General features: G+C 42.3%; 20 protein-coding genes. 2 read left to right on the forward strand and 18 right to left on the reverse strand.

Going from position 1 to position 20,743, the window contains the following annotated elements:
• Positions 1-56: 56 nt before the first annotated feature.
• On the forward strand, positions 57-653 hold the full coding sequence (locus NL930_RS12115; protein ID WP_039671980.1) for a peroxiredoxin: 597 nt from the start codon (positions 57-59) through the stop codon (positions 651-653).
• Between the two features lie 57 nt (positions 654-710).
• Here the strand turns inward: NL930_RS12115 and NL930_RS12120 are convergent, their stop codons facing one another.
• The 15 genes from NL930_RS12120 to NL930_RS12190 form a co-directional block, all read right to left on the reverse strand.
• Complete coding sequence (locus NL930_RS12120; RefSeq protein WP_254376838.1) at positions 711-1,121, reverse strand: Fur family transcriptional regulator; 411 nt, start codon at positions 1,119-1,121, stop codon at positions 711-713.
• A gap of 83 nt (positions 1,122-1,204) precedes the next feature.
• On the reverse strand, positions 1,205-3,043 hold the full coding sequence (dxs, locus tag NL930_RS12125) for a 1-deoxy-D-xylulose-5-phosphate synthase (RefSeq protein ID WP_254376839.1): 1,839 nt from the start codon (positions 3,041-3,043) through the stop codon (positions 1,205-1,207).
• A 15-nt stretch (positions 3,044-3,058) separates the two neighbouring features.
• Positions 3,059-3,859: a flagellar assembly protein FliH gene (gene fliH, locus NL930_RS12130; protein ID WP_254376840.1), complete on the reverse strand. Its 801-nt coding sequence runs from the start codon at positions 3,857-3,859 to the stop codon at positions 3,059-3,061.
• A 1-nt stretch (position 3,860) separates the two neighbouring features.
• On the reverse strand, positions 3,861-4,889 hold the full coding sequence (fliG, locus tag NL930_RS12135; RefSeq protein ID WP_254376977.1) for a flagellar motor switch protein FliG: 1,029 nt from the start codon (positions 4,887-4,889) through the stop codon (positions 3,861-3,863).
• The gene (fliF, locus tag NL930_RS12140) at positions 4,886-6,613 is read right to left on the reverse strand and encodes a flagellar basal-body MS-ring/collar protein FliF (protein WP_254376841.1); all 1,728 of its coding nucleotides are present in this window, start codon (positions 6,611-6,613) and stop codon (positions 4,886-4,888) included. Before fliF ends, fliG begins: the two co-directional genes overlap by 4 nt.
• A 9-nt stretch (positions 6,614-6,622) precedes the next feature.
• Positions 6,623-7,723 (reverse strand): histidinol-phosphate transaminase, encoded by a 1,101-nt coding sequence (gene hisC / locus NL930_RS12145; protein WP_254376842.1) that lies wholly within the window; start codon positions 7,721-7,723, stop codon positions 6,623-6,625.
• A 3-nt stretch (positions 7,724-7,726) separates the two neighbouring features.
• Positions 7,727-8,794 (reverse strand): prephenate dehydratase, encoded by a 1,068-nt coding sequence (pheA, locus tag NL930_RS12150; RefSeq protein ID WP_041963506.1) that lies wholly within the window; start codon positions 8,792-8,794, stop codon positions 7,727-7,729.
• A gap of 50 nt (positions 8,795-8,844) precedes the next feature.
• Positions 8,845-10,050 (reverse strand): diaminopimelate decarboxylase, encoded by a 1,206-nt coding sequence (gene lysA, locus NL930_RS12155; RefSeq protein WP_039671972.1) that lies wholly within the window; start codon positions 10,048-10,050, stop codon positions 8,845-8,847.
• A gap of 66 nt (positions 10,051-10,116) precedes the next feature.
• On the reverse strand, positions 10,117-11,175 hold the full coding sequence (locus tag NL930_RS12160) for an LptF/LptG family permease (RefSeq protein ID WP_254376843.1): 1,059 nt from the start codon (positions 11,173-11,175) through the stop codon (positions 10,117-10,119).
• Positions 11,172-11,747 carry an aminoacyl-tRNA hydrolase gene (gene pth / locus NL930_RS12165; protein WP_039671970.1) on the reverse strand — a complete coding sequence of 192 codons (576 nt, stop codon included), beginning with the start codon at positions 11,745-11,747 and terminating at the stop codon, positions 11,172-11,174. The genes NL930_RS12160 and pth overlap by 4 nt, the downstream gene beginning before the upstream one ends.
• A 6-nt stretch (positions 11,748-11,753) precedes the next feature.
• Positions 11,754-12,290, reverse strand: coding sequence for a 50S ribosomal protein L25/general stress protein Ctc (locus NL930_RS12170; RefSeq protein ID WP_039671969.1), 537 nt, complete (start codon positions 12,288-12,290; stop codon positions 11,754-11,756).
• 62 nt (positions 12,291-12,352) lie between these two features.
• Complete coding sequence (locus NL930_RS12175) at positions 12,353-13,552, reverse strand: type IV pilus twitching motility protein PilT (RefSeq protein ID WP_039671968.1); 1,200 nt, start codon at positions 13,550-13,552, stop codon at positions 12,353-12,355.
• A gap of 17 nt (positions 13,553-13,569) precedes the next feature.
• Positions 13,570-14,568: a transaldolase gene (locus NL930_RS12180; RefSeq protein ID WP_039671967.1), complete on the reverse strand. Its 999-nt coding sequence runs from the start codon at positions 14,566-14,568 to the stop codon at positions 13,570-13,572.
• 17 nt (positions 14,569-14,585) lie between these two features.
• On the reverse strand, positions 14,586-15,206 hold the full coding sequence (serB, locus tag NL930_RS12185) for a phosphoserine phosphatase SerB (RefSeq protein ID WP_039671966.1): 621 nt from the start codon (positions 15,204-15,206) through the stop codon (positions 14,586-14,588).
• Between the two features lie 126 nt (positions 15,207-15,332).
• Positions 15,333-15,806, reverse strand: a complete 474-nt coding sequence (locus NL930_RS12190; protein ID WP_039671965.1) for a bacteriohemerythrin — start codon at positions 15,804-15,806, stop codon at positions 15,333-15,335.
• A 163-nt stretch (positions 15,807-15,969) separates the two neighbouring features.
• On the opposite strand from NL930_RS12190, the gene NL930_RS12195 reads away from it, so the two are divergent.
• A complete protein-coding gene (locus NL930_RS12195; protein ID WP_039671964.1) occupies positions 15,970-16,884 on the forward strand; it encodes a methylenetetrahydrofolate reductase in 915 nt (304 codons plus the stop codon).
• Positions 16,885-16,927: 43 nt separating this feature from the next.
• On the opposite strand, the gene NL930_RS12200 is transcribed toward NL930_RS12195, so the two are convergent.
• Genes NL930_RS12200 through NL930_RS12210 form a run of 3 tightly spaced genes read right to left on the reverse strand, consistent with a single transcriptional unit; the run spans position 16,928 to position 20,742 of the window.
• A complete protein-coding gene (locus NL930_RS12200; protein WP_039671963.1) occupies positions 16,928-17,422 on the reverse strand; it encodes a chemotaxis protein CheW in 495 nt (164 codons plus the stop codon).
• 13 nt (positions 17,423-17,435) lie between these two features.
• Complete coding sequence (locus tag NL930_RS12205) at positions 17,436-19,781, reverse strand: chemotaxis protein CheW (RefSeq protein ID WP_254376844.1); 2,346 nt, start codon at positions 19,779-19,781, stop codon at positions 17,436-17,438.
• A gap of 10 nt (positions 19,782-19,791) precedes the next feature.
• On the reverse strand, positions 19,792-20,742 hold the full coding sequence (locus tag NL930_RS12210) for a chemotaxis protein (protein WP_039671961.1): 951 nt from the start codon (positions 20,740-20,742) through the stop codon (positions 19,792-19,794).
• Between the last annotated feature and the right edge of the window lies 1 nt (position 20,743).

Genomic DNA, 20,743 nt, shown 5'->3' on the forward strand with positions numbered 1-20,743 from the left:
TTGTATTTAACTATATAATTTCCGTATCAATAAAAATTCTTATTTAAAGGATATACATGTTAGTTACCAATAAAGCTCCGGATTTTACGGCGACGGCTGTTTTAGGCGATAATCAAATTGTGGATAATTTCAACCTCTATCAAAATTTTGGCTCCAAAGGAACCGTACTTTTCTTTTACCCTTTGGATTTTACGTTCGTATGCCCTTCCGAAATTATCGCTTTCGATAAGCGTTTAGGAGAATTTACAAGCCGCGGTATTAATGTTATCGGCGTATCAATCGATTCTCAATTTTCGCACTTTGCATGGAAAAATACACCGGTTGACCACGGTGGAATCGGACAAGTTAAATTCCCACTGGTTGCGGATATTACTAAACAAATTTCCCGTGACTACGACGTACTATTCCAAGAAGGTGTTGCACTACGCGGATCGTTTTTGATCGACAAAGACGGTACTGTAAGACATGCAGTCATTAACGATTTACCGCTTGGTAGAAATATCGATGAAATGCTAAGGATGATCGATACGATGCTCTTTACGAACGAGTACGGTGAAGTATGCCCTGCCGGTTGGCAAAAAGGCGATAAAGGCATGAAGGCGACGACTGAAGGTGTTGCAGACTATCTTGCACATAACTCCGATAAACTTTAATCTTTAAGAAAGAGAGCATTAGCTCTCTTTCTTTTTCTTTAACTCTCTCAACATTCTCTATTTACAAAATCGACAATGCGAAACGGAAGCAATAACATCCATGCGTAAAATATGAATATTTTGCTTTTCTTCCAATGCCGCTTGATAATCGAATAAATTTTGATCGTAATCGCTATCCTCGATTGCGCCGCAAGACGAACAAACCACGTGAATATGAGGTTTTGAATAAATATCGTAACGCATTTTACCGTCGGCAACGTTCACCTCGATAACCACGCCTTTTTCTTTTAACATCGCAAGGTTTTTATAAACCGTCGCAAGCGACATAGAAGGGTTTTCTTTTTTAAGGGAATCGTATAAATCGTCGATGGTCGGATGCGTTTTTTTATCCAGTTCTTTTAAAACAGAAATGCGTTGGGGCGTTGCTTTAAGTTCTTTGCTTTTGAGTAGCTGAATAAAATCGTTCATCTCATCCCCCTCCTCTTTAAAAATTTTCTATATCATGCCATACGATCGTTCAAATTAGATGAAAAATTTCTAATTAATATTTTTTATTTATTATTATACAATAGTAGAATTCTCTGAGCGATTTGCGGTGCCGAAATGCCGAGCCGCTCTTCAACAAGATGCGTTTCTCCATGTGTAATAAAGGCATCTTCGTACTCAAAAGTATGGATTTTAGCGGATAAATCATATTTTTCTTTAAACGATAACAGTAGCGTACCGATACCGCCTATTTTAGCGCTATCGCTTATCACGTACCATGTTTCGTAATTCTTTGAAAGTGACAATAACGTCGTTTCGTCTAACGGCTTTGCAAAACGTAAGTCAACAAGACCGACTTGAATGCCTTGTTCTTCCAAAAGGTGCGCAACCTCAACCGCTTTTCCCACGCCACTTCCATAGCCGACCAAAAGAATCGAGTCTTTTCCTTCTTGTAAGGTTTGTGCTTTTGCATATTCAAACGGTAGAGAGGCAAAAGCACTACAGTCGCCGAAAGAACCTCTTGGATAGCGAATAGCAAGAGGACCTTCATGCATATACGCATAGCGTAGCGCTTCATGCATACTTGCTTCATCACGCGGTGCCATCAGCGTCATATTCGGAATTGCGCTTAAATACGAAATATCAAAAGCTCCTTGATGCGTTTCACCGTCTTCACCGACAATGCCGGCTCTATCAATCGCAAAAACAACGTTCAAATTCAAAATACAGGCATCATGAATCACTTGGTCGTATGCTCGTTGTAAAAAAGTAGAGTAAATACTTACGAAAGGTTTAAAACCCTCTTTTGCCATAGAACACATCGACGTAACGGCATGTTGTTCGGCAATCGCTACATCCCAAAAACGATTGGGATACGCTTGAATTAACGGAGACAAACCCGTTCCACTCGGCATTGCGGCAGTAACACCGACGACATTGTCATGCTCTTTTGCCAGAGCCATCAATGCTTCCGAATACATCGTTGTGGCATTTTTACTTACACCTTGCTTGATCGCTTCGCCGCTTGCAACGTCAAATGGTCCCACGCCGTGCCATTTTTCATAATACCCTTCCGCCATTTCATACCCTTTTCCCTTAAGGGTCTGTGCATGAATAATAACGGGCTTTTTAAGGCTACGAGCCGATTGCATCGCGCGAATAAGGCTTTCTAAGTCATGTCCGTCAATCGGACCGATATAATCGATACCTAACTCTTCAAACAAAATTCCCGGCGTAATCAGTTTAAAACTCTCTTCAAATTTTTTCGCCATATACGTGGCACTTTCGGGGAGGTACTGTAAAATCTGTTCGGTTGTTTTTTTAATTTTTTGATAAAAATCTCCGGCCATGGCTTGAGAAAGAAATTTACTGATAGCTCCGATAGGTTTTGCGATACTCATTTTATTATCGTTCAGGATAATTACGACAGGATAACGTCTATCGCCTAACTCGTTTAATGCTTCATATACCATTCCCGCACTTAAAGAACCGTCGCCGATTAATGCGACCGGAAGGCGTTTTGTCTGTTCACCCTTTAATGCAATTGCTTTAGCGGCTCCTACGGCTAGGGAAATCGACGTCGAACTATGCCCTGCGATAAAATAATCGTAAGGAGACTCATCCGGTCTTGTATAACCGCTAATACCGTCCAAAGTTCGAAGCGTATCAAACCGTCCCCATCGATCGGTTAAAAGCTTGTGCGTATATGCCTGATGGCTCACATCGAAAATAAAAGGATCGCTTTGAGCATCAAATACGTAATGCATCGCAACGATAAGCTCAACGGCTCCGACGTTACTGCTTAAATGCCCTCCGTTATGACTGACCGTTTGAATAATTTTTTGCCTAATCTCTTCACATAAACGGGTTAATTCCTCAATCGATTGTTTTCGTAGCTCTTTCATAGTTTCCAATACTTCTTAATTTTCTTGTAACAAATATTTTACTTTTTCTAAACGTACGGCTAAATTACCGTCAAGATTCCCAACGTCGCTCAAAACGATAACGCCGCCTAAAGTAACGGCATCGTCGGGAACCACCGTAATTTTCTCTTCTCCCGCATAGAGTTCTTTTAGAAAATCAAAATCTTTCGGATTGACCTTGAGTTCGATTTTCATCGCTTCTTTAACTTCTTTGAGCAAAGCTTTTGACAAAGAAGCCGCTACTTGGGAGCTTGAGCTTGCTATCTCTTTTTTAATCACTTCTTTAGCAATTTCAAAAGCGCTGATACTCATATCGGTTTCAATTTTTTCCAATTTTTCATCGATACTTTTATAAAGCGTATCTAAATGCATAATTGATTTAAGATAACGCGATTTTATCTCGGAGAGCACGCTCTCAGACTCGTCTTTTGCTTTTTGATACCCTTGCGCATAGGCATTTTCTCTTTCACGCGTTAACTCTTCCGTGAGTCGCTTGCTAAAATCTTGTTCTTGTTTTTCGATTTGAATTTGTAATTTAACGACATTCGACGTCAATTCATCGGTTTTTTTTAAAAGTTCTTCGATAAATTGATTTTGTGCACCCTCTTCAATACGTGTAATCGTAACGATTTCATCGGAAGGCGTTTTAATTTCTTGCGGTTCAAAAGCATCTTGCATGTATTCGTCTTGCGTCGTGACGATAGGATCGAGGTTCCCGTTTGTACCTAAGACTTTAAAACGATAACGCTGAATCGAATGGTCGTCAATGCGATCTTTATCAATAATATTATCTGCCATCTTAACCTATCATTTCTTCGGCTTCGCCGATTTGTAATACGCCTTGCTCGGCCAGTTTTTGCACCTCTTCGACAATTTTACGTTGAGCTTCTTCAACGTCCTTGACGCGCACCGCACCAAGGAAGTTCATCTCCTCGACAAATGCTTCTTGAGCACGTTGAGACATGTTGTCGAAAAATTTGCGTTTGAGATCGTCGATTGATCCTTTTAAAGCAATCATCAAATCGCGTTTATCGGCAACTTTTAGAATTTCTCGTACCGCATTCCCATCAAGTTTCATAATATCTTCAAACGTAAACATCATATCTTTGATAACCGATGCTAATTTTTCATCGGCCTGCTCAATATAAGCAATCGTCGTTTTAGATGCTTTTTGTCCCAAACGGTTAAGAATTTCGGCAACGGCTCTTGGACCGCCGACTTCAACCTTATACGACGTCAACGATTCAAGTTTGTTTTCCAATACTGCCGAAACACGTTTAACGACGGAGGGTGAAATTTCGCCGAGGTTTGCCATTCTGATTGTTACTTCGCTTCTAAGCTGATCGGGGAAAAAAGAGAGCGTCTCTGCTGCACTTGTAGGATCCATATGCGCCAAAATAAGTGCCACGGTCTGAGGATGCTCATTGATAATAAAATCACCCAACTGTTGGGGCTTAATTTGGGAAAGATACCCAAAGCTTTGCGAATTTTCCATCGATTTAGAGAGCTTATCTAAAATTTTTTGTGCATCTTCGGCACCGAACGTTCGGTATAAGATCTCTTTTGCGTATTCCAAGCCTCCGCTTCGAATATATTGATTAGACTGAAGAATAACGTAAAACTCTTCTAACACGGCATTGGCAACGGCTTTATCAATATTTTTTGCCGTTGCGATATATTTGGAGATATCCGTTACGACATCGATTTCCATATGTGAAAAAAGATTTGCCGTAGAATCCTCCCCGAGTTGTATCAATAAAATAGCCGCTTTTTCCGCCATAGTTAGTTCATTGTAAAGGGTTTTTTGCTCTTCCGTTAATTTCATTATCCAAGATCCTTTGAACTATTACGCGTATCAAAATCGCCTTCGTTACGAATCATCGATTGCAATAAAGAGGCAAACTCCTCACTCTTTTGTTCCGCCAAATGTTTCAGTTTCTCAAGCAAGACGTCGTATTTTAAACTTTCTTCATTAAAGTCTTGCCCGATGCCCAATTGATCTTCGACTTTTTTACGCGCCTGTTTGAATTTTTCTAACGTATCTTCCGCACCCTCTTCTTCGTCTAGTTTAATCGGTTCAACCTCATCTTCGAAATCGTCCAACTTTGTTTCAACCATTTTTTGGCTAAACGGAAGAATAACTTTTTTGTAGAAAACGAAGAGTAAAATTGCAACCATAAGATATTTAAGCAAGGGAACCAGCGGCGTAACATAGCGTGAGACTTTGTCCATAAAGTCTTTCGTCGCAACACGCGTTCCGTCGCTTGAGAGCGGTTTAAACTCGAAATTACTGACGGTCACTTCATCGCCTCGCGTCGCGTTATACCCTACCGTTTGGCGTACGATATCACGAATAGCGTCCATCTGCTCTTTACTCAAAGGCGTGTATTCTAATTCGCTTTTTTTATTTCCTTTTTCGTCTAAACCGTATTTATACGCACCGTCAACGACGACTGCGGCAGTAATGCGTTTAATTTTGGCAAATTCGTCTTTGGAGTTAACAACTTTTTTAGAAATTTCATAATTCGTCGTGGTCGAACTTTTTTGGTATGTTTCACCCTTTTTCGTACTCTCTAACCCTTGCACCGGACCGATATTGCTAATAGCACCCGGTACGCCTCCGACGTCTTGAGGTTCTTTGCCTTCACGTTTTTCTTCGATGCTTTGTTCGCTTCTCGGTACCGAATTGGGATCGTAAATTTCACTGACGGAATCTTGTTGCGAAAAATCAAAATCAATCGTTACTTTAGCGTTGACTTTATCGATACCGCCGATAACGGGGGCCAATACGTTAATAATTTTCTGTTCAATATTGTGTTCAAACTCTTTTTTATAACGGATTTGACTTTTAACAAGTTCGCCTTGAAATAAATTGCTGTCGTTATCGCCTAAAGGTTCTCCGTCTTGATTAACGATCGAGACGTTTTCTGCCGTAAGATTGGCAATCGATGCGGCAATAAGGTTTTTAATACCCGTAATTTGTTTTAAAGAAAGGCTCATTCCCGATCGAATATTTAAGACGACCGATGCGGTAGGTGAGGCTTGCTTTTGTGCAAAAACCGTCTCTTTGGGTACAGCGATATGCACGCTTGCATTGGCAATCGGACCTAAGCTTTCGATCGTACGAGCCAGTTCACCTTCCAAAGCGCGGATATACTTTATTTTTTGTTCAAAATCGGTTGCACCGAATTCTGTTTTATCAAAAATTTCAAAGCCGACTTTACTGTTTTTCGGGATACCTTGTGCGGCGATAGCAATACGTTGTTTATGCACCATCTCCGAGGGAACGGCTATCGTTCCTTCGTTTAAAATTTTATAAGGCACCTTATCTTTTTCGAGTTGTTGAATAATCAACGCCGAATCGCCCGCTGTGGTATTTTCAAATAGAACGCTATACCCACTCGTATTGGAAGAGTTGCTGTTTTTATACAACATTAAAAACACTAAAAAACCGATCAGCACGACAATAGACATAGCCGCAACGATGCGCTGGCGTAACGTTAAGTTTTGAATAAGCGTCGCTATCTGATTTAAAAGCGTTCTAAACTCCATGGATCTCTCTTATTTATAAAGGGTTTTAAAGCATTCAAAAAAGCGTGCGTTTTGTTCCGGCGTTCCGATAGTGACACGAATCGCGTTCATACCGTACGAGCCTAAGTTTCTAACGATTATACCTTTTTCCATCAACTTTTGTGCTATCTCTGCGGAGTTTTTCGTAGCATCAAACTCTAAAACGATAAAGTTTGTGTAACTTTCCATCGATTTAAACCCGAGTTCTTCGGCAAACGCTTCGTACGCTTTCATTTGCTCAAAATTTTCACGAACGGAAGCCTCGACAAACGCTTGATCGCTCAGGGCGACAATAGCCGCTTTGAGCGTCAGACTGGTAATATTAAAAGGTGCTCTCAGTTTTAAAAAAGCTTGAATCATCTCAGGCTGAGCAATGCCGTATCCGCAACGCATACCGCCCAATCCGTATGCTTTTGAAAACGTTCCCGTATAGATCGCGTTAGGATATTTGCTAATCAAATCATGTGCATCGATATTTTTAGCGGGATCTTTAAAACGTGCGTATTCCAAATACGCCGCATCGACAACCACCAAGGTTTCGCGATCGATCTGATCTAAAAATGTGTACACGTCTTTAGCGTCTAAACACTCGCCCAAAGGATTGTTTGGAATACAAAGCATAATGATAGAAATATCCGGATTGGCTTTGTAAATTTCCAACATCTCTTTCAAATTGTGTCTGGCGGATGGCGTTTTAAGTACTTTGGCACCTGTTTGTAACGTATAAATTTCATACATCGCGAACGTAATTCCCGCCATTAAAACTTTCGTACCGGCATTGGCTTTAGCATGAATCGCCATTTCAATCACTTGGTCGCTTCCCGAGCCGATGATAATATTTTTATCTTTGACGCGATACATGTGCGCTAAAGCCTCTTTGAGTTCATACATACTATCATCGGGATAACGATTCATATGTACGGCTTCCGCACGTACCGCTTCGATCACTTTCGGGCTGCATCCTCTCGGATTTTCGTTACTCGCCAGTTTGATAACGTCTTTGGCCTCAATACCGTATTCTCGTACGACAAGTTCAATCGGTTTACCCGCTTCATACGTTTTTAAATTTGCTAAAACCCCGTTAAATTGCATTTTTCATCCTCCGCAAATATAGCTACCGAGCCATTTAATATCATAGCGATCTTTGTTTTCTTCGATCACTCTTTGGACATTTTCATCATCGATATGTCCCTCAAAATCCATATAAAACATCGATTGAAAGCCTCTTTCTTTCGTCGGACGCGATTCAATCTTCGTAAGATTCACTTTTTGAGCTTGAAACGTCTGCAAAAATTCGACCAACCCGCCCGGTTTATCGTCCGTCTTTGCCAAAATCGACGTTTTGTTATGAATACTTTTTTTATTTTTAAAATCGCTGAGAATTAAAAAGCGCGTTTGATTCGCTAAATTGTCTTCGATTTTTCCGAAAAGTATCGGTAAATTGCACAATTTTGCCGCAATATGTGAACAAATCGCAGCAGCTCCCTCTTCTTCACTCGCTTTGCGTGCGGCTTCGGCCGTGGATTTTGTAGGTACGAACTCAATGCCTAAGAGCATATGTTCTTCTAAAAATCGCCGACACTGATTGTAGCCCTGCGGATGGGAGTAGATGCGTTTTACCTTTTTAATATCCTCGCACGCGGTTGCGAACGAGTGATGAATATCCATGTAAATTTCCGCAACGATTTTGGCACTAAATTTCCCCAAGCAGTCAAGCGTCGTTCCTACCGCACCTTCGGTATTGTTTTCGACCGGAACGACTCCGTATTTTGCTTCTTTGTTTTCCAACGCATGAAAAACCGCTTCAATCGAACTTACGCCGATGTAATTGCCCATAGCTCCGAAACGGCTCTCCGCCACTTGATGCGTATAGCTTCCCTCCGGCCCTAAATACGCAATCTTTTCCGGAAATTCCAAATTGCGGCTGACGGCAAAAACTTCCAAAAAAATAGCGTCGATCGCCTGAGGATTGAGTGCGCCTTTGTTCAGCAATTTTAGACGATCCAAAATCTCTTTTTCACGTTCAGGACGGTAAATTGACGTCCCGCTCGTTTGCTTGACACGTCCAATCTCTTTGACGATTTCCATACGATCGTTTAAAAATTTTAAAATTTGGTTGTCGATCTCATCGATTTGTTTTCGATACGTCTCGATCTCTTTCATACCATACCCTTTAATCATACACTCATTTTTTTCACATGTAAGGCTTACCCTTACATATACGCTTCTTCCAAAGCGATCATATCCTCGAAACTTTCGCGTCGACGAATCAAACGTCCTTCTCCTTGCTCCAACGCAACCTCGGCGACACGCGCACGAGAATTATAATTGCTACTCATTGCAAAACCGTAGGCACCGGCACTCTTTACGATCAAAAGATCGTCGTGTTCCAGAGGCGGCAATGCAATATTTTTCGCAAAAAAATCACCGCTTTCGCAAATCGGTCCAACAACGTCGCACAGACTCGTATGCTCCTTCGATTTTCCTTCGGCTTCAATTTCGTGATACGCTTGGTAAAGGCTCGGACGAATCAGATCGTTCATAGCGCCGTCGATAATCACGAAACGCTTATGACCGTTTTGCTTTTCGTACAAAACCCGTGTTAAGAAGAAACCGCAATCGCCGACCAAATAGCGTCCCGGCTCGCATACTAAGGTGACGTCAAGCCCACTCATCGCACTAAAAATCGCTTGGGCGTAATCGTAAAGCGCGATTGTCTCTTCGTCGTTATAACGAATGCCGATTCCGCCGCCGACGTCGAAAAATTTAATGTCGACGTTCAAAGCTTTCAAGCTGCGCACCAGATTCGCAAGTACGACGGCCGCTTCTTTAAACGGCGTTACGTCGGTAATTTGACTTCCGATATGAAAATGGATTCCTACGGGATCAAGCGAAGATACATTTTTAGCGTAAAGGTACATACGTTTTGCGCTTTCAACATCGACGCCGAACTTGTTTTCATGCAATCCCGTCGAAATATACGGATGCGTTTTGGGATCGATATTGGGATTGACGCGAATACTAATACGTGCGACTACGCCTAAATTCGACGCAATGGTTTCAACACGCTTCATCTCTTCTTCACTCTCTAAATTGAGCATCAAAATATCGCTTTTAAGCGCTTCTTCGATCTCGTCGTCTCGTTTGCCGACACCGCTAAAGATAATTTTATATTTAGGAACGCCTGCTTTTAAAGCACGTTTGACCTCTCCGATCGAGACACAATCGCATCCAGCGCCTAAATCTGCCATATGCTTTAAAACCGAAAGATTAGAATTGGCTTTTAGTGCGAAGCAAATTAACGATTTACGCGCTTTAAAAACCTCTTTAAGTGCTAAAAATTTTTGGGAAATCACGTCAAAATCGTAAACGTATAAAGGCGTACCGTATTGTTGAGCTAAAGCAGAAAATTTCGTCATTGTGAACCTTAATAGAGATAACTGCTTTATTTTATCGAAAAGTTCAACAAAAAACGATTAAACCCTTTAATGTTTGGTGTAGAAATAAAGAGCGGTAAACACTAAAAGAACAATCGGAAGTAAAATAGCAACTTCCGAAAATAAAACGCCGCTAGCGGCTAAACGGCTCAATAAAAAAAGTCCGCTCCAAACAATTAGCGTAATAAAAGCGAACAAGGAAGCGATCAGCGCACTGTTGTAATACCTGCCCATAATAGGGGCTTTAAAATACAAAATAACCAGCAAAAGCGGTGCGAAAAACGGAAAAAAGAGCTGATAGAACAGCGTCGCTTTAATTTTACTCGTATTGATACCCTGAGAATCGAAAAAATGTAATGCGTCGATGCCGTCGCTGATGGACAAAGCATATTCGCTTTGATAGACGTTATCCATAATTTTAGGCTTAAAATCTTGCATTGTTTGCAGTTTAGCGACCTTCTCGATTTTTAAGCCCGCATCGTCTAAAGAAGCGACATGCGGTTTATGCGTGATCGTGACATTTTCCAATACCCAATAATGATCGATAAACGTCGCCGTATCTGCGCGTATCACTTTTGATAAATCCGTGTGGTCGACTTCGAAAATCGCAATATCGTATGCAATTTGTTTGAGCGGATCTAGTTTTTTAAAATAAACGTATTGATTATTGTGTTTGAGAAACAGGTCTTCGGAATTGCTTGAGATACGATTGTACTTTTTAAGATTGGAACCGTATTCATACGCATACGCAAAATCGGTACTGTTGAGCCCGATATAGCCTAACGTAATCGCTAACGCCGTAATCACGAAAGGGCGAATAAACGCTCTTTGAGAAATACTCGATGCGTACATACAAATAAGCTCATTTGTTTTCAGCATACTAAAATAGGTCACGATCATTCCGAAAACAACCGAAAGAGGCAAAACGTAATTGACCGCATTCATACCTTGAAACAATGCGTACAATAATTGTAAATTTGCAGAATCCGGAATCGTATTGTAGTTGGTTAGGATATCGACGCCGACGTAAAAAAGATCGAGTGCGATAAAGATAATAAAAAAGTTTTTGAGATAATTGACAACAATGTATTTCTCAAAAAGTTTCATACCTCATCCCCGCCGCATAACGTTTGTTTGAGGGAGTATTGTAGCGAAACTTCTTTTAAATCGTGCAGGAGCAATGCTTGAACGCTTTTGGTGACATGTACAAGAATTTCGGGTAGAAATTTTCTTTGACAGGCCGAGAAATCGGAAAGTACGTATTTTGCCACATCGCTTTTGTGTGCCGGTTTCCCGATACCGATACGAACCCGCGTATACTCGACTCCGATATGCGCGTCAATCGAACGAAGCCCGTTATGCCCTCCGTGTCCGCCGCCGATTTTAAAACGCAGGGTTCCGAAAGGAAGGTCTAAATCATCGTGAATGACGATCACGTGGTCGGGTTTAAAATAATCGCTTACCGCCCGTACGCTCTCTCCGGAAAGGTTCATATAGGTCGAAGGTTTAAGCAAAAGCATGGAAGGCGCTTTGAAAAGCTCGCCTTTAAAATTGGTTTTGGTAATTTTTTCACACGAAGTTTGGCCGTCGATAAGTCCATCGACGACCATAAAACCGACGTTATGTCGATTGTTTTTATACTGTAAGTCAGGGTTACCTAAGCCTACGATCAGTGTCATTAAGCGTTACTTCGCTTTAATAACTCCGGCTACGGAAACGCGGGTTTCATCAACGATTTTAACATTAGCGGGAACCGTAATATCGCGAACAAGAACCGTATCGCCTACGTCAAGATCGCTTACGTCGATCGTAAAGTCGTTCGGTAAATTCTCAGCCGTACATTTAACCGCTAAACGTTTTTTAGATTGAATCAAAACGCCTTTATTTTTTGTACCTTTCGGTACGCCGACAAGTTTAACGGGAACAAGGTATTTCGTCAATACGCCCGGAAGTGCAATACGCAAATCTACATGTAAAAGATTACTGTTGACTGGATCTCGTTGGTAATCTTGAATCACGACGTTGTACTCAGTACCCGCAACTTTAACAGGGAAAATGAGGCTGTCTTTGCTCTTTGCTGCTTTGATGAATTCGTTTGCTTTAAATGCAGCATTGATGTTTTGTTCACCTTTACCGTAAATATTAGCAATTAGATATCCATCTCTACGAAGCGCTTTAGTAGCCTTTTTTTCGATACTATCTCTAATGATGCCTTCTAACATAGTTTTCCTTTGTAAAAAATAAGGGAGATATTATATAAAAACAAATCTAAAAACTCTCTAAATTATTTTTTAAGACTGATAATATCTTTATCGTACGTTTGCAACTCTTTGATGTTGGTCGCAGATTCGGATTTTCGGATCTCTTTTTGACTCTTATCGGCATCGTAAAAATCGAGTGCCATCGTAAGATCGTTGCGGCTGGTTGCGCTTTTGAGAGCTTCGTCACGGGAAATTCTTCCTTCCGCATAGAGGTTTAAAAGCGATTGATCAAACGTTTGCGTTTTATAAACCTCTTTTCCTTCTTTGAGCGCATCGGGAATTTCACTCTCTCTTCCTTCCAAGATCAGCGATTCGATTCGAGCGTTTTTTACCAATATTTCCACTGCCGCCGTTCGACCGTGATTCACGGTTTTAACCAGACGTTGCGCAATGACGCCTTGCAAAACCGATGATAAAGACATCTTAATGCGGTTTTGTTCGTTTCCGGGAAACATTCCGATAATACGCCCAACCGTCTCTTTGGCATCGATCGTATGCAAGGTTGAAAGCACCAAGTGACCCGTTTCTGCGGCATGTATCGCAGTTTCTATCGTCTCCAAATCCCGCATCTCGCCGACGAGAATGACGTCCGGATCTTCACGTAATGCCGCGCGCAAAGCATCCGAAAACGTTAACGCATCTTGTCCGATCGCACGCTGGTTAACAATACATGCTTCGTCTTGATAGATAAATTCTACCGGATCTTCGATCGTGATAATATGCTTTCTTTGAGTTTTATTGATGCGGTTGATAATCGAAGCAAGGGTCGTCGTTTTACCGCTTCCCGTAGGTCCCGTGACCAAAATCAGTCCTCTGGAAAGATCGCTTAACGTATTAATAATCGGCGGTAAATGAAGCGACTCCACGGTCGGCAAAACCATCGGAATCGTTCGAAATACCGCCGAAACGCCGTCGACTTGGAAGAACATGTTAACACGGAAACGATAATCGTCGTTGAGCTTAAATGTAAAGTCGATGTTTTTCTTTTCGACCAGCTCGCCGAAACGACTTCGTAACAACTCTTTTGCCAACGTTAAACCGTCGGCATGGCTCAACGCTTCTTTCGTAAAAGGAACGATTTCACCGTTAATTCGCCCTCGAATCGTCGTTCCCGTTTTGATATGTAAATCGCTGCCTTCATGCTCGACTAATTTACTCAAATAAAATTTAAGCTTTTTCGTCATTTCAAACGTGAGTTCATTAACGTTGACTTCAACACTCATTTTGAAACTCCCTTGTCTTATTTTAGTGCGTCTAAAATCTCCGTAAACGCCTCTTTAAAGGCATCAAGTCCTTCGTGCATTAGCTCCTCGCAAACGCTTTCGATTGCAATACCGTTTGCCGCTAACGCATTAAAAAAGTTATCGATTAAGTCCGTACGAACCTCGACTACAAGATTGTCTCTCGTATCGGCGACAAAAGCGTAGATCGTTCCAAGAGGAGCCGTATTAATCGCATTTTTAACCAAAAGTTCTTTAATATAATAATCCGGACTTAATGCATTGCCCTTCACGCCCGTACTGGCAAATAACGCTCTAACGTTAGGCATAGCGTCGTGCTGAATCGCGGCATAACATCGTAATGCATTCATGACGCCGACTCTTCCGGTCGGGAAATCGATCGCTTTTAGCGCATCGTCGAGTTTACGATCAAAACGGCTGACAAAAATACTGATGACGGCTTGCGGCAATGCATGAACGTTTCGTGCCTTTAAAGCGTCGTTCGCTTTGCGAAAAGCTTCCAAACAACGATGTGTTTGCTCGATGGAAAAAATGAGCGTCGCATTGACGTTAATGCCTTCACTCAAAAGTGCTTCCATCGCAACGAATCCCGCTTGCGTCGCCGGAACTTTGATCATCACGTTAGGGTATCCGATCGCCTTAAACAGCCTTTTCCCTTCCTCGATCGTCTTTTGAGCGTCGTCGCATAAAAAAGGATCGACTTCGATACTAATAAATCCGTCATCGTTTTTTTCATAAGACGGTAAAAGTTTGCTTGCGGCCAAAGTCACGTCTTGAATCGCTAAAGCCTCATAAATTTCCTTAGCCGGTCGACCTTTTAAAGCGGCTTTATCTTCGGCGTAAGCCGAAGAGCTTAAAAAAGCCGACTTGAAAATTGCCGGATTGCTTGTTGCCGCGTTGATAATTTTTTTCTCGATTAATTCCGTAAATTCGCCCTCTAAAAAACTGCGTTCGACAAAATCGCACCACAATGAAAACTTGATATCGTCTTTATACATGTTAACTACCTACTTACTTAAATAAAATCTAAAAGACGGCGCATATCTTTTTCGTCAATGACGATATTGGCCGCATTTTTTAAAATCGGTTTTGCGCAAAACGCTACTTTTTTCGCCGCGCATTCAAACATCGAAATATCGTTGGCTCCGTCACCTACCGCAACGGTATTTTCGTAGCTGACATGTAACAAATTTTGAAGACGGCGTAACATGTCGCCTTTGGAGAAGCCGAACATCATATCGCCGCCAACACGGCCGCTGAGATGATTATCTTTCACATGTAAGACATTCGCAAAATCCGCATCAAAATCCAAAAACGCTTTAGCCGGCGTTGTAGCAATGCGAAAACCGCCGCTAAACACAACAACGTTGTAGCCTTGCGCTTTCAGTCCCTTAATGGCATCTTTCGCACCGTTCATCAATGGAAGCGAAGCACAAATTTCTTCCGCTTTTTTGGCGTTCATCCCTTTTAAAAGTCCTACGCGCGTGCTCAAACTTTCAAAAAAATCGAGTTCTCCGCGCATCGCCGCTTCGGTAATCGAAGAAACTTCGCGAAATACTCCGTGTTCTTTTGCCAAAAAGTCAATCGTTTCTCCGTCCATAAGCGTTGAATCAAAATCAAAAACGCATAACTTCATTCCGTACAAGCTCCTTTACGACTCTTCGCATTTTTTATGTGGATAAAAGAAACTATTATAACACGTGCTTGCTTACAATCTTTATTGGACAAACAAGCAAAGAAGCACGGGATAAAAGTGCAGGCGTTATTTGAAAAAGGTATCAGCCAATGTTTTAAGCCAGCCTTCATTTGCCGTCTGCTTTGCGGCTGAAATCTGTTTTTTTTCTAACATGTCGATCACGGCTTCTTGATAATCTTTGTCGTCATGCTGAATATGGTTAATCAGCCAAATTTGAAGTTCGTTCATCAATTGCCGCGTAATTTCTTCGCCGTTTAAAGAGCGCTCTTTAAAAAAATCGATTCGCTTGATAAACGACTCATGAACTTTTTTATGGGGCTCCAACATCGCATATCCGGCTTCTTGCATCAAACTTTCTTCAAACGAAAAATGCGAAAGCGTGTAATCGACGAGGTAAGACAATACTTCTTTTGCCTTTTCCGAATCACGGTACACGAGTGCGTTATTTAATTCGTTAATGTAGTCGATAATACGTTTATGCTGGTTATCAATCACGGCGATTCCCACTGAAAATGCCGGCTCCCAGACCCAATACGCCATGCGAAAACTCCTTTAATCCGGTCTCGTAATGTAGTACTAAAATGGTTAAGTATACCACAAAAATAATTTAAACTCACAAACCTAATTTTTAACGATACCGGCTTTTTTCGTTTTCGAATACAATTGGTTATAATACGGAAAAGTTATACGTATTGGATATAAAATGGTTGAATCTTTCATCGAAAAACTACGCAGCGATACTTTCTTAAGTCTAGAGACGACACCGATGCACGAGCCGACGTTCGAACCGATTATCGAAAAAATAGCTTCTTTGAAATTGGATCAAAAAGTAGACGGCTTTAGCACGACCGACAATCCCTTAGCGCGTTTAAAGTACAATGCTTTAATGGGTGCCCTCAAACTCCAGCATCGTTTTCACAAACCCGTCATTGCAACGATGAGTATGCGTGATCGCAACAAATTAGCGTTGCAATCTGATTTATTGGGAGCCAATGAACACGATTTGCGAACGATTTTATGCCTTACGGGCGATCCGGCCGGCGCAAGCGACCAGCCGCAGCTGAAGGGTGTTTTTGAGGGAAACAGTACGCTTTTAATGGAGATTATCCAATGCTTTAACGCAAGCATCGACTACTCCGGAAAACCGTTTAAGACGCCACCTAAGCCGATCTATCCGTTCGCCGTATGCAATGCGCATGCCAATACGCCTAAGCATCTCGCAAAAAAAATGGCGACAAAAATTAGCCACGGAGCGATCGGAATTATCACGCAACCCGTTTACAGCGAAGAAAATGCGCGTATGCTTTTGGAACTTTTTGACGAAGCAAAAACACTCTCCGGAAAGAAAGAGTCTCCGTGCGAATTGATTTTAGGCTTTTTCCCAATCGTGCATCTTCGAACGGCCCAATTTTTAAGTGCTCACGTACCGGGCGTTCATGTTCCCGATATATGGACGGAAAAGCTTTTACATGCAAAAAAAATCGGTGAAAACGAAGAAAAAAAAGTAGGGTTTGAACTTTCGCTTCAAACGTTTCAAACGTTGCGACGCGTGCATCCGAAAACACACATCATGAGTGCCAACCATTTTGAACTGATTGCAGATATTTTAAATGCGTAAGAAAGAGACTACAAGCCTCAAAACGGTTTGTAGTCTCTTTTAATTAGAAATCGCGTTTGAGCAGAGCTTCGACTTTAAGAATCGTCAAAATATTTTCATCGCGCATACCGATACCGTAAACAAGCCCTTTCTCGGCATGAATCGTTTCCGGCGGCGGTCCGATACGACTGCTTTTAATACGAATCGCCTCAGTCAGACGATCGATCACGAAACCGGCGGTATTGTCTTTACCTTTCATCACGATGTAACGCGTCTCTTCGGTCACTTTAGAAGGATCCATCTTAAACTTGCTACGAAGATCGATCAACGGGATCACGCTTCCTCTGAGGTTAAAGACACCCAAGATATACGTCGGGACACTCGGAACACGCGTATATTCAATCGGTTTGATGATCTCTTGAATGCTCAAAATGGGCACGGCGTACTCTTCTTGCCCGATAATAAATCCTACCAATTGGACAACGTCATCCTCTTTTTTTTGAGGCTCTTCAATCTGTTTTTGTTGCTTTTGAAGAATTTGATTGAGTTTATCGTTCATCTTCTTGCCTCACTTATAGTTTAATATTTTTTCGTACGACACTCTCAAGATATTCCGGAGAGTACGGCTTGGTGATATATTCACTCATGCCCGATTCCACGCCTCTGAGTCGATCGGATTTTGAGGTACGCGACGTCACCGCAATAAGCGGTAGGTTTTTGTATTTGGAATACTTACGGATCTCGCTCGCCAAGGTATAGCCGTCCATACGCGGCATTTCGATATCGATTAAAACCGCATCGATACTGTATTCTGCCGATTTGAGCATATTTAATGCCTCTTGACCGTTACTGGCTTCGATCACCGTTAAGCCGATAGGTTCCATCGATTTTTTCATAATATTGCGATCCATCGCACTGTCGTCTACGGCAAGTACAACGTAATCACTCGGTACACTTTTCGTTTTAACCGTCGTTTCCGCCGTTGCACGAATATCGACCGTAATACCTTTGGCAAGATTCATTAACGCCGCTACGTCCACGATCAGCGTAACGCGTCCGTCGCCTCGAATCGTCGCACCCGCAATGCCTTCGATGCCTTGCAAATAATCGCCCAAAGATTTAATAACGATCTCTTCTTGTCCGACCAAAGTATCGACGACGACGCCGAGTTTAGATTCGGCAAGTCCGATAACGACGACGTAAGTGTGTTCTCCGCCCTCATAAACTTGTTTCACTCCGAAAATATCGGAGAGTCTAACAAGAGAGAGCACCTCGTCGCGAAGGCGTAAAACATTTTTGCCTTCAATCGTATAAATCTCATCCAAAGGAATGCGAACGGTTTCTAAAACCGATGCCAACGGAATCGCGTAATACTCTTCTTGCGCACCGACCAATAGGGCTTGAATAATCGCCAACGTCAACGGAATTTTAAGTTTGATAACCGTACCGCGACCTAACTCGCTGTCAACGTCGATAATGCCGTTTAATTTTTCGATATTCGTTTTGACAACGTCCATACCTACACCGCGACCTGAAACGTTGGTTACCACTTTTGCCGTCGATAGAGAAGGTCTAAAAATCAATGAAAACGCCTCTTTATCGCTCATAGCGTCGGCTTCACGCTCGCTGATCATTCCTTTTTCAATCGCTTTGGAACGTAAAAGATCGGCATCCAAACCTTTACCGTCGTCGGTAATTTCGATGACGATATGGTTACCCTCGTTGTACGCTTTAAGCTGAATGAGACCCATTTCGGGTTTGCCTTTAGCACGTCTAGACGCAGCGTCTTCAATGCCGTGGTCGCACGAGTTACGAATAATATGCACCAAAGGATCGCCGATCTCTTCTACGATCGATTTATCAAGCTCCGTCTCTTCTCCCGAAATTTCAAGCTCGATTTGTTTACCGAGCTCGCGGGAAAGGTCGCGAACCATTCGCGGAAACTTGTTGAAAACTTTTGCGATAGGAAGCATTCTTGTTTTCATAACCGCAATTTGAAGGTCGGTCGTTACGAGTGAAATCGACGATACGACTTGGTTGAGTTCTTCCAAGAATTTCTCGCCCTCATAACGTTCTTCGACGTCGTCGTAGATTTTTAACAATCTATTTTTGCCCAAAACAAGCTCGCCGATAAGGTTCATAAGATGGTCGAGTCGTTTAACCTCGACGCGTATCGTCTGCTCCATCGTACTTGCGGACTCTTTTTTAGCCGGAGCGTTAGTGTTCTCGCCGCCGCTTCGTTTTGCCGTCGATTTTTCCGCCGGAGCTTCTTCACTCTCGTCGTGATCGCCAAGTCCCGCAAACGAAGGTGCCGCAGAAGGAGTCGGTGCGACCGGAGTCGGTGCGGCGCTTTCTTTCGCATGGCCTTCTTTACGCTTACGATCTTCTTCTTTACGCATTTTCAATAAACGTTCGATCTCTTCTTCAACCTCTTGATCGCTAAGTTTAGAATAGTCCGCATTGTCGTCTACCGCTACCGGTGCCGTCGTCTCTTCTGCGGATTGCGTTGAAACTTCGACAACCTCTTCACCGTTTGAAATGATGTCCAAGCGACGGCAAATATCGGTAATATCTAATCCGATAGACGTGTCGTCTCCGTTATCGCGAATGGAATGTAACAATGTCTTCATCAAATCGATCGACTCCAAAACGACGTCCATAACTTCCGGCGTCAATTTCAAGTCTCCATGGCGTGCTTTGTTTAAAACATCTTCCATATGATGCGTTAATTGCGTCAAAATGTTAAAGTTAAGAAACGATGAAGAGCCTTTAATCGTATGGGCAACCCTAAAGATGCTATTGAGGAGTTCCAGATCGTCGGGATTGGACTCAAGCTCCACTAAGTTTTGATCGAGTTGTTCAATAAGTTCGAACGCTTCAACCAAAAAATCTTCTAAAATTTCTTGAATATCTTCCATCGTTCTACCCCTATTGTGCAGTTTTTACATGCGATTTTATTACTTTAGAAACTTCTTTGTAAAAAATCGACGCATCAAATTTCGTTAAATAAGCCTCTCCGCCCGCCTCTTTGCCTCTGATCTCGCTGAAGTGATCGCTAATGGAGGAGTTGAATACGATCGGAATATTTTTAAACCTCGTATCTTCTTTGACGTTTGCGGCAAAGTGGAATCCGTCCATTTGCGGCATTTCGACGTCGCTGATAATAATCTTAACTTCGTCGCCGATACGCTCGTTGTAGGTCGTGTAAAGCTCATTGAGCCTTTGAATTCCCTCCAAGCCGTCTTTGGCTTCCACGACGCGCATTCCCATTTTTTTCAACGCATCGCTTACGAGTTTTCGCGCCGTCATACTGTCATCCAAGATGAGTGCCGTTCCTTCGACTTTGACGATTTGATGGTCGTCGATGTCCATTTTGGGCTGGTAAATTCCCAACGCCTGTACGACGCTTTCCAAGTCCAAAATCAACAGTACGTCGTCGTTTTCGATGCGCGTTACGCCCGTAATTTGGCTTTTATCCAAAGAACCCATGCCAGCAACGAACGATGCGGGTTCGATGTCTTTCCAGCTAATGCGACGAATTCGTTTTGCTTCGTGAACGACAAAACCGATCAAAATATCGCTAAACTCGGTAATGATAATACGCGGTTTAATCGATCCGTCGTCGGGCTCTTTAATATTCATCCACTTCGCAAGGTTAACGACGGGTATGACGATACCGCGAAGATCGAAGATGCCTTCGATGTACTCGGGAACTCCGGGGAGTTCGGTTAGATTGGGGATTTTGATGATTTCACGAACCTTGGCGACGTTGACGCCGTAGATTCCCTCATACACACCCTTCTCTTCCTTTTTGAAAATACGAAAATCCACCAGTTCCATTTCATTGGAACCTACTTTTAAAATACTCTCTTTAGCCATT

It is taken from the genome of Sulfurospirillum sp. hDNRA2, from assembly GCF_024206095.2.
In the GTDB taxonomy this organism is placed as follows: domain Bacteria; phylum Campylobacterota; class Campylobacteria; order Campylobacterales; family Sulfurospirillaceae; genus Sulfurospirillum.

Excerpts from the sequence above, each read along its gene's own strand:
- fliF (WP_254376841.1), bottom strand. The coding sequence starts at position 6,613 with ATGGAGTTTAGAACGCTTTTAAATCAGATAGCGACGCTTATTCAAAAC.
- NL930_RS12180 (WP_039671967.1), bottom strand. The coding sequence starts at position 14,568 with ATGTATAAAGACGATATCAAGTTTTCATTGTGGTGCGATTTTGTCGAA.
- fliH (WP_254376840.1), bottom strand. The coding sequence starts at position 3,859 with ATGGCAGATAATATTATTGATAAAGATCGCATTGACGACCATTCGATT.
- NL930_RS12160 (WP_254376843.1), bottom strand. The coding sequence starts at position 11,175 with ATGAAACTTTTTGAGAAATACATTGTTGTCAATTATCTCAAAAACTTT.
- NL930_RS12205 (WP_254376844.1), bottom strand. The coding sequence starts at position 19,781 with ATGGAAGATATTCAAGAAATTTTAGAAGATTTTTTGGTTGAAGCGTTC.
- NL930_RS12170 (WP_039671969.1), bottom strand. The coding sequence starts at position 12,290 with ATGTTAGAAGGCATCATTAGAGATAGTATCGAAAAAAAGGCTACTAAA.
- NL930_RS12175 (WP_039671968.1), bottom strand. The coding sequence starts at position 13,552 with ATGAGTGTTGAAGTCAACGTTAATGAACTCACGTTTGAAATGACGAAA.
- NL930_RS12195 (WP_039671964.1), top strand. The coding sequence starts at position 15,970 with ATGGTTGAATCTTTCATCGAAAAACTACGCAGCGATACTTTCTTAAGT.
- pth (WP_039671970.1), bottom strand. The coding sequence starts at position 11,747 with ATGACACTGATCGTAGGCTTAGGTAACCCTGACTTACAGTATAAAAAC.
- NL930_RS12190 (WP_039671965.1), bottom strand. The coding sequence starts at position 15,806 with ATGGCGTATTGGGTCTGGGAGCCGGCATTTTCAGTGGGAATCGCCGTG.
- NL930_RS12200 (WP_039671963.1), bottom strand. The coding sequence starts at position 17,422 with ATGAACGATAAACTCAATCAAATTCTTCAAAAGCAACAAAAACAGATT.
- serB (WP_039671966.1), bottom strand. The coding sequence starts at position 15,206 with ATGAAGTTATGCGTTTTTGATTTTGATTCAACGCTTATGGACGGAGAA.
- NL930_RS12115 (WP_039671980.1), top strand. The coding sequence starts at position 57 with ATGTTAGTTACCAATAAAGCTCCGGATTTTACGGCGACGGCTGTTTTA.
- pheA (WP_041963506.1), bottom strand. The coding sequence starts at position 8,794 with ATGAAAGAGATCGAGACGTATCGAAAACAAATCGATGAGATCGACAAC.
- dxs (WP_254376839.1), bottom strand. The coding sequence starts at position 3,043 with ATGAAAGAGCTACGAAAACAATCGATTGAGGAATTAACCCGTTTATGT.
- hisC (WP_254376842.1), bottom strand. The coding sequence starts at position 7,723 with ATGCAATTTAACGGGGTTTTAGCAAATTTAAAAACGTATGAAGCGGGT.
- NL930_RS12210 (WP_039671961.1), bottom strand. The coding sequence starts at position 20,742 with ATGGCTAAAGAGAGTATTTTAAAAGTAGGTTCCAATGAAATGGAACTG.
- lysA (WP_039671972.1), bottom strand. The coding sequence starts at position 10,050 with ATGACGAAATTTTCTGCTTTAGCTCAACAATACGGTACGCCTTTATAC.
- NL930_RS12120 (WP_254376838.1), bottom strand. The coding sequence starts at position 1,121 with ATGAACGATTTTATTCAGCTACTCAAAAGCAAAGAACTTAAAGCAACG.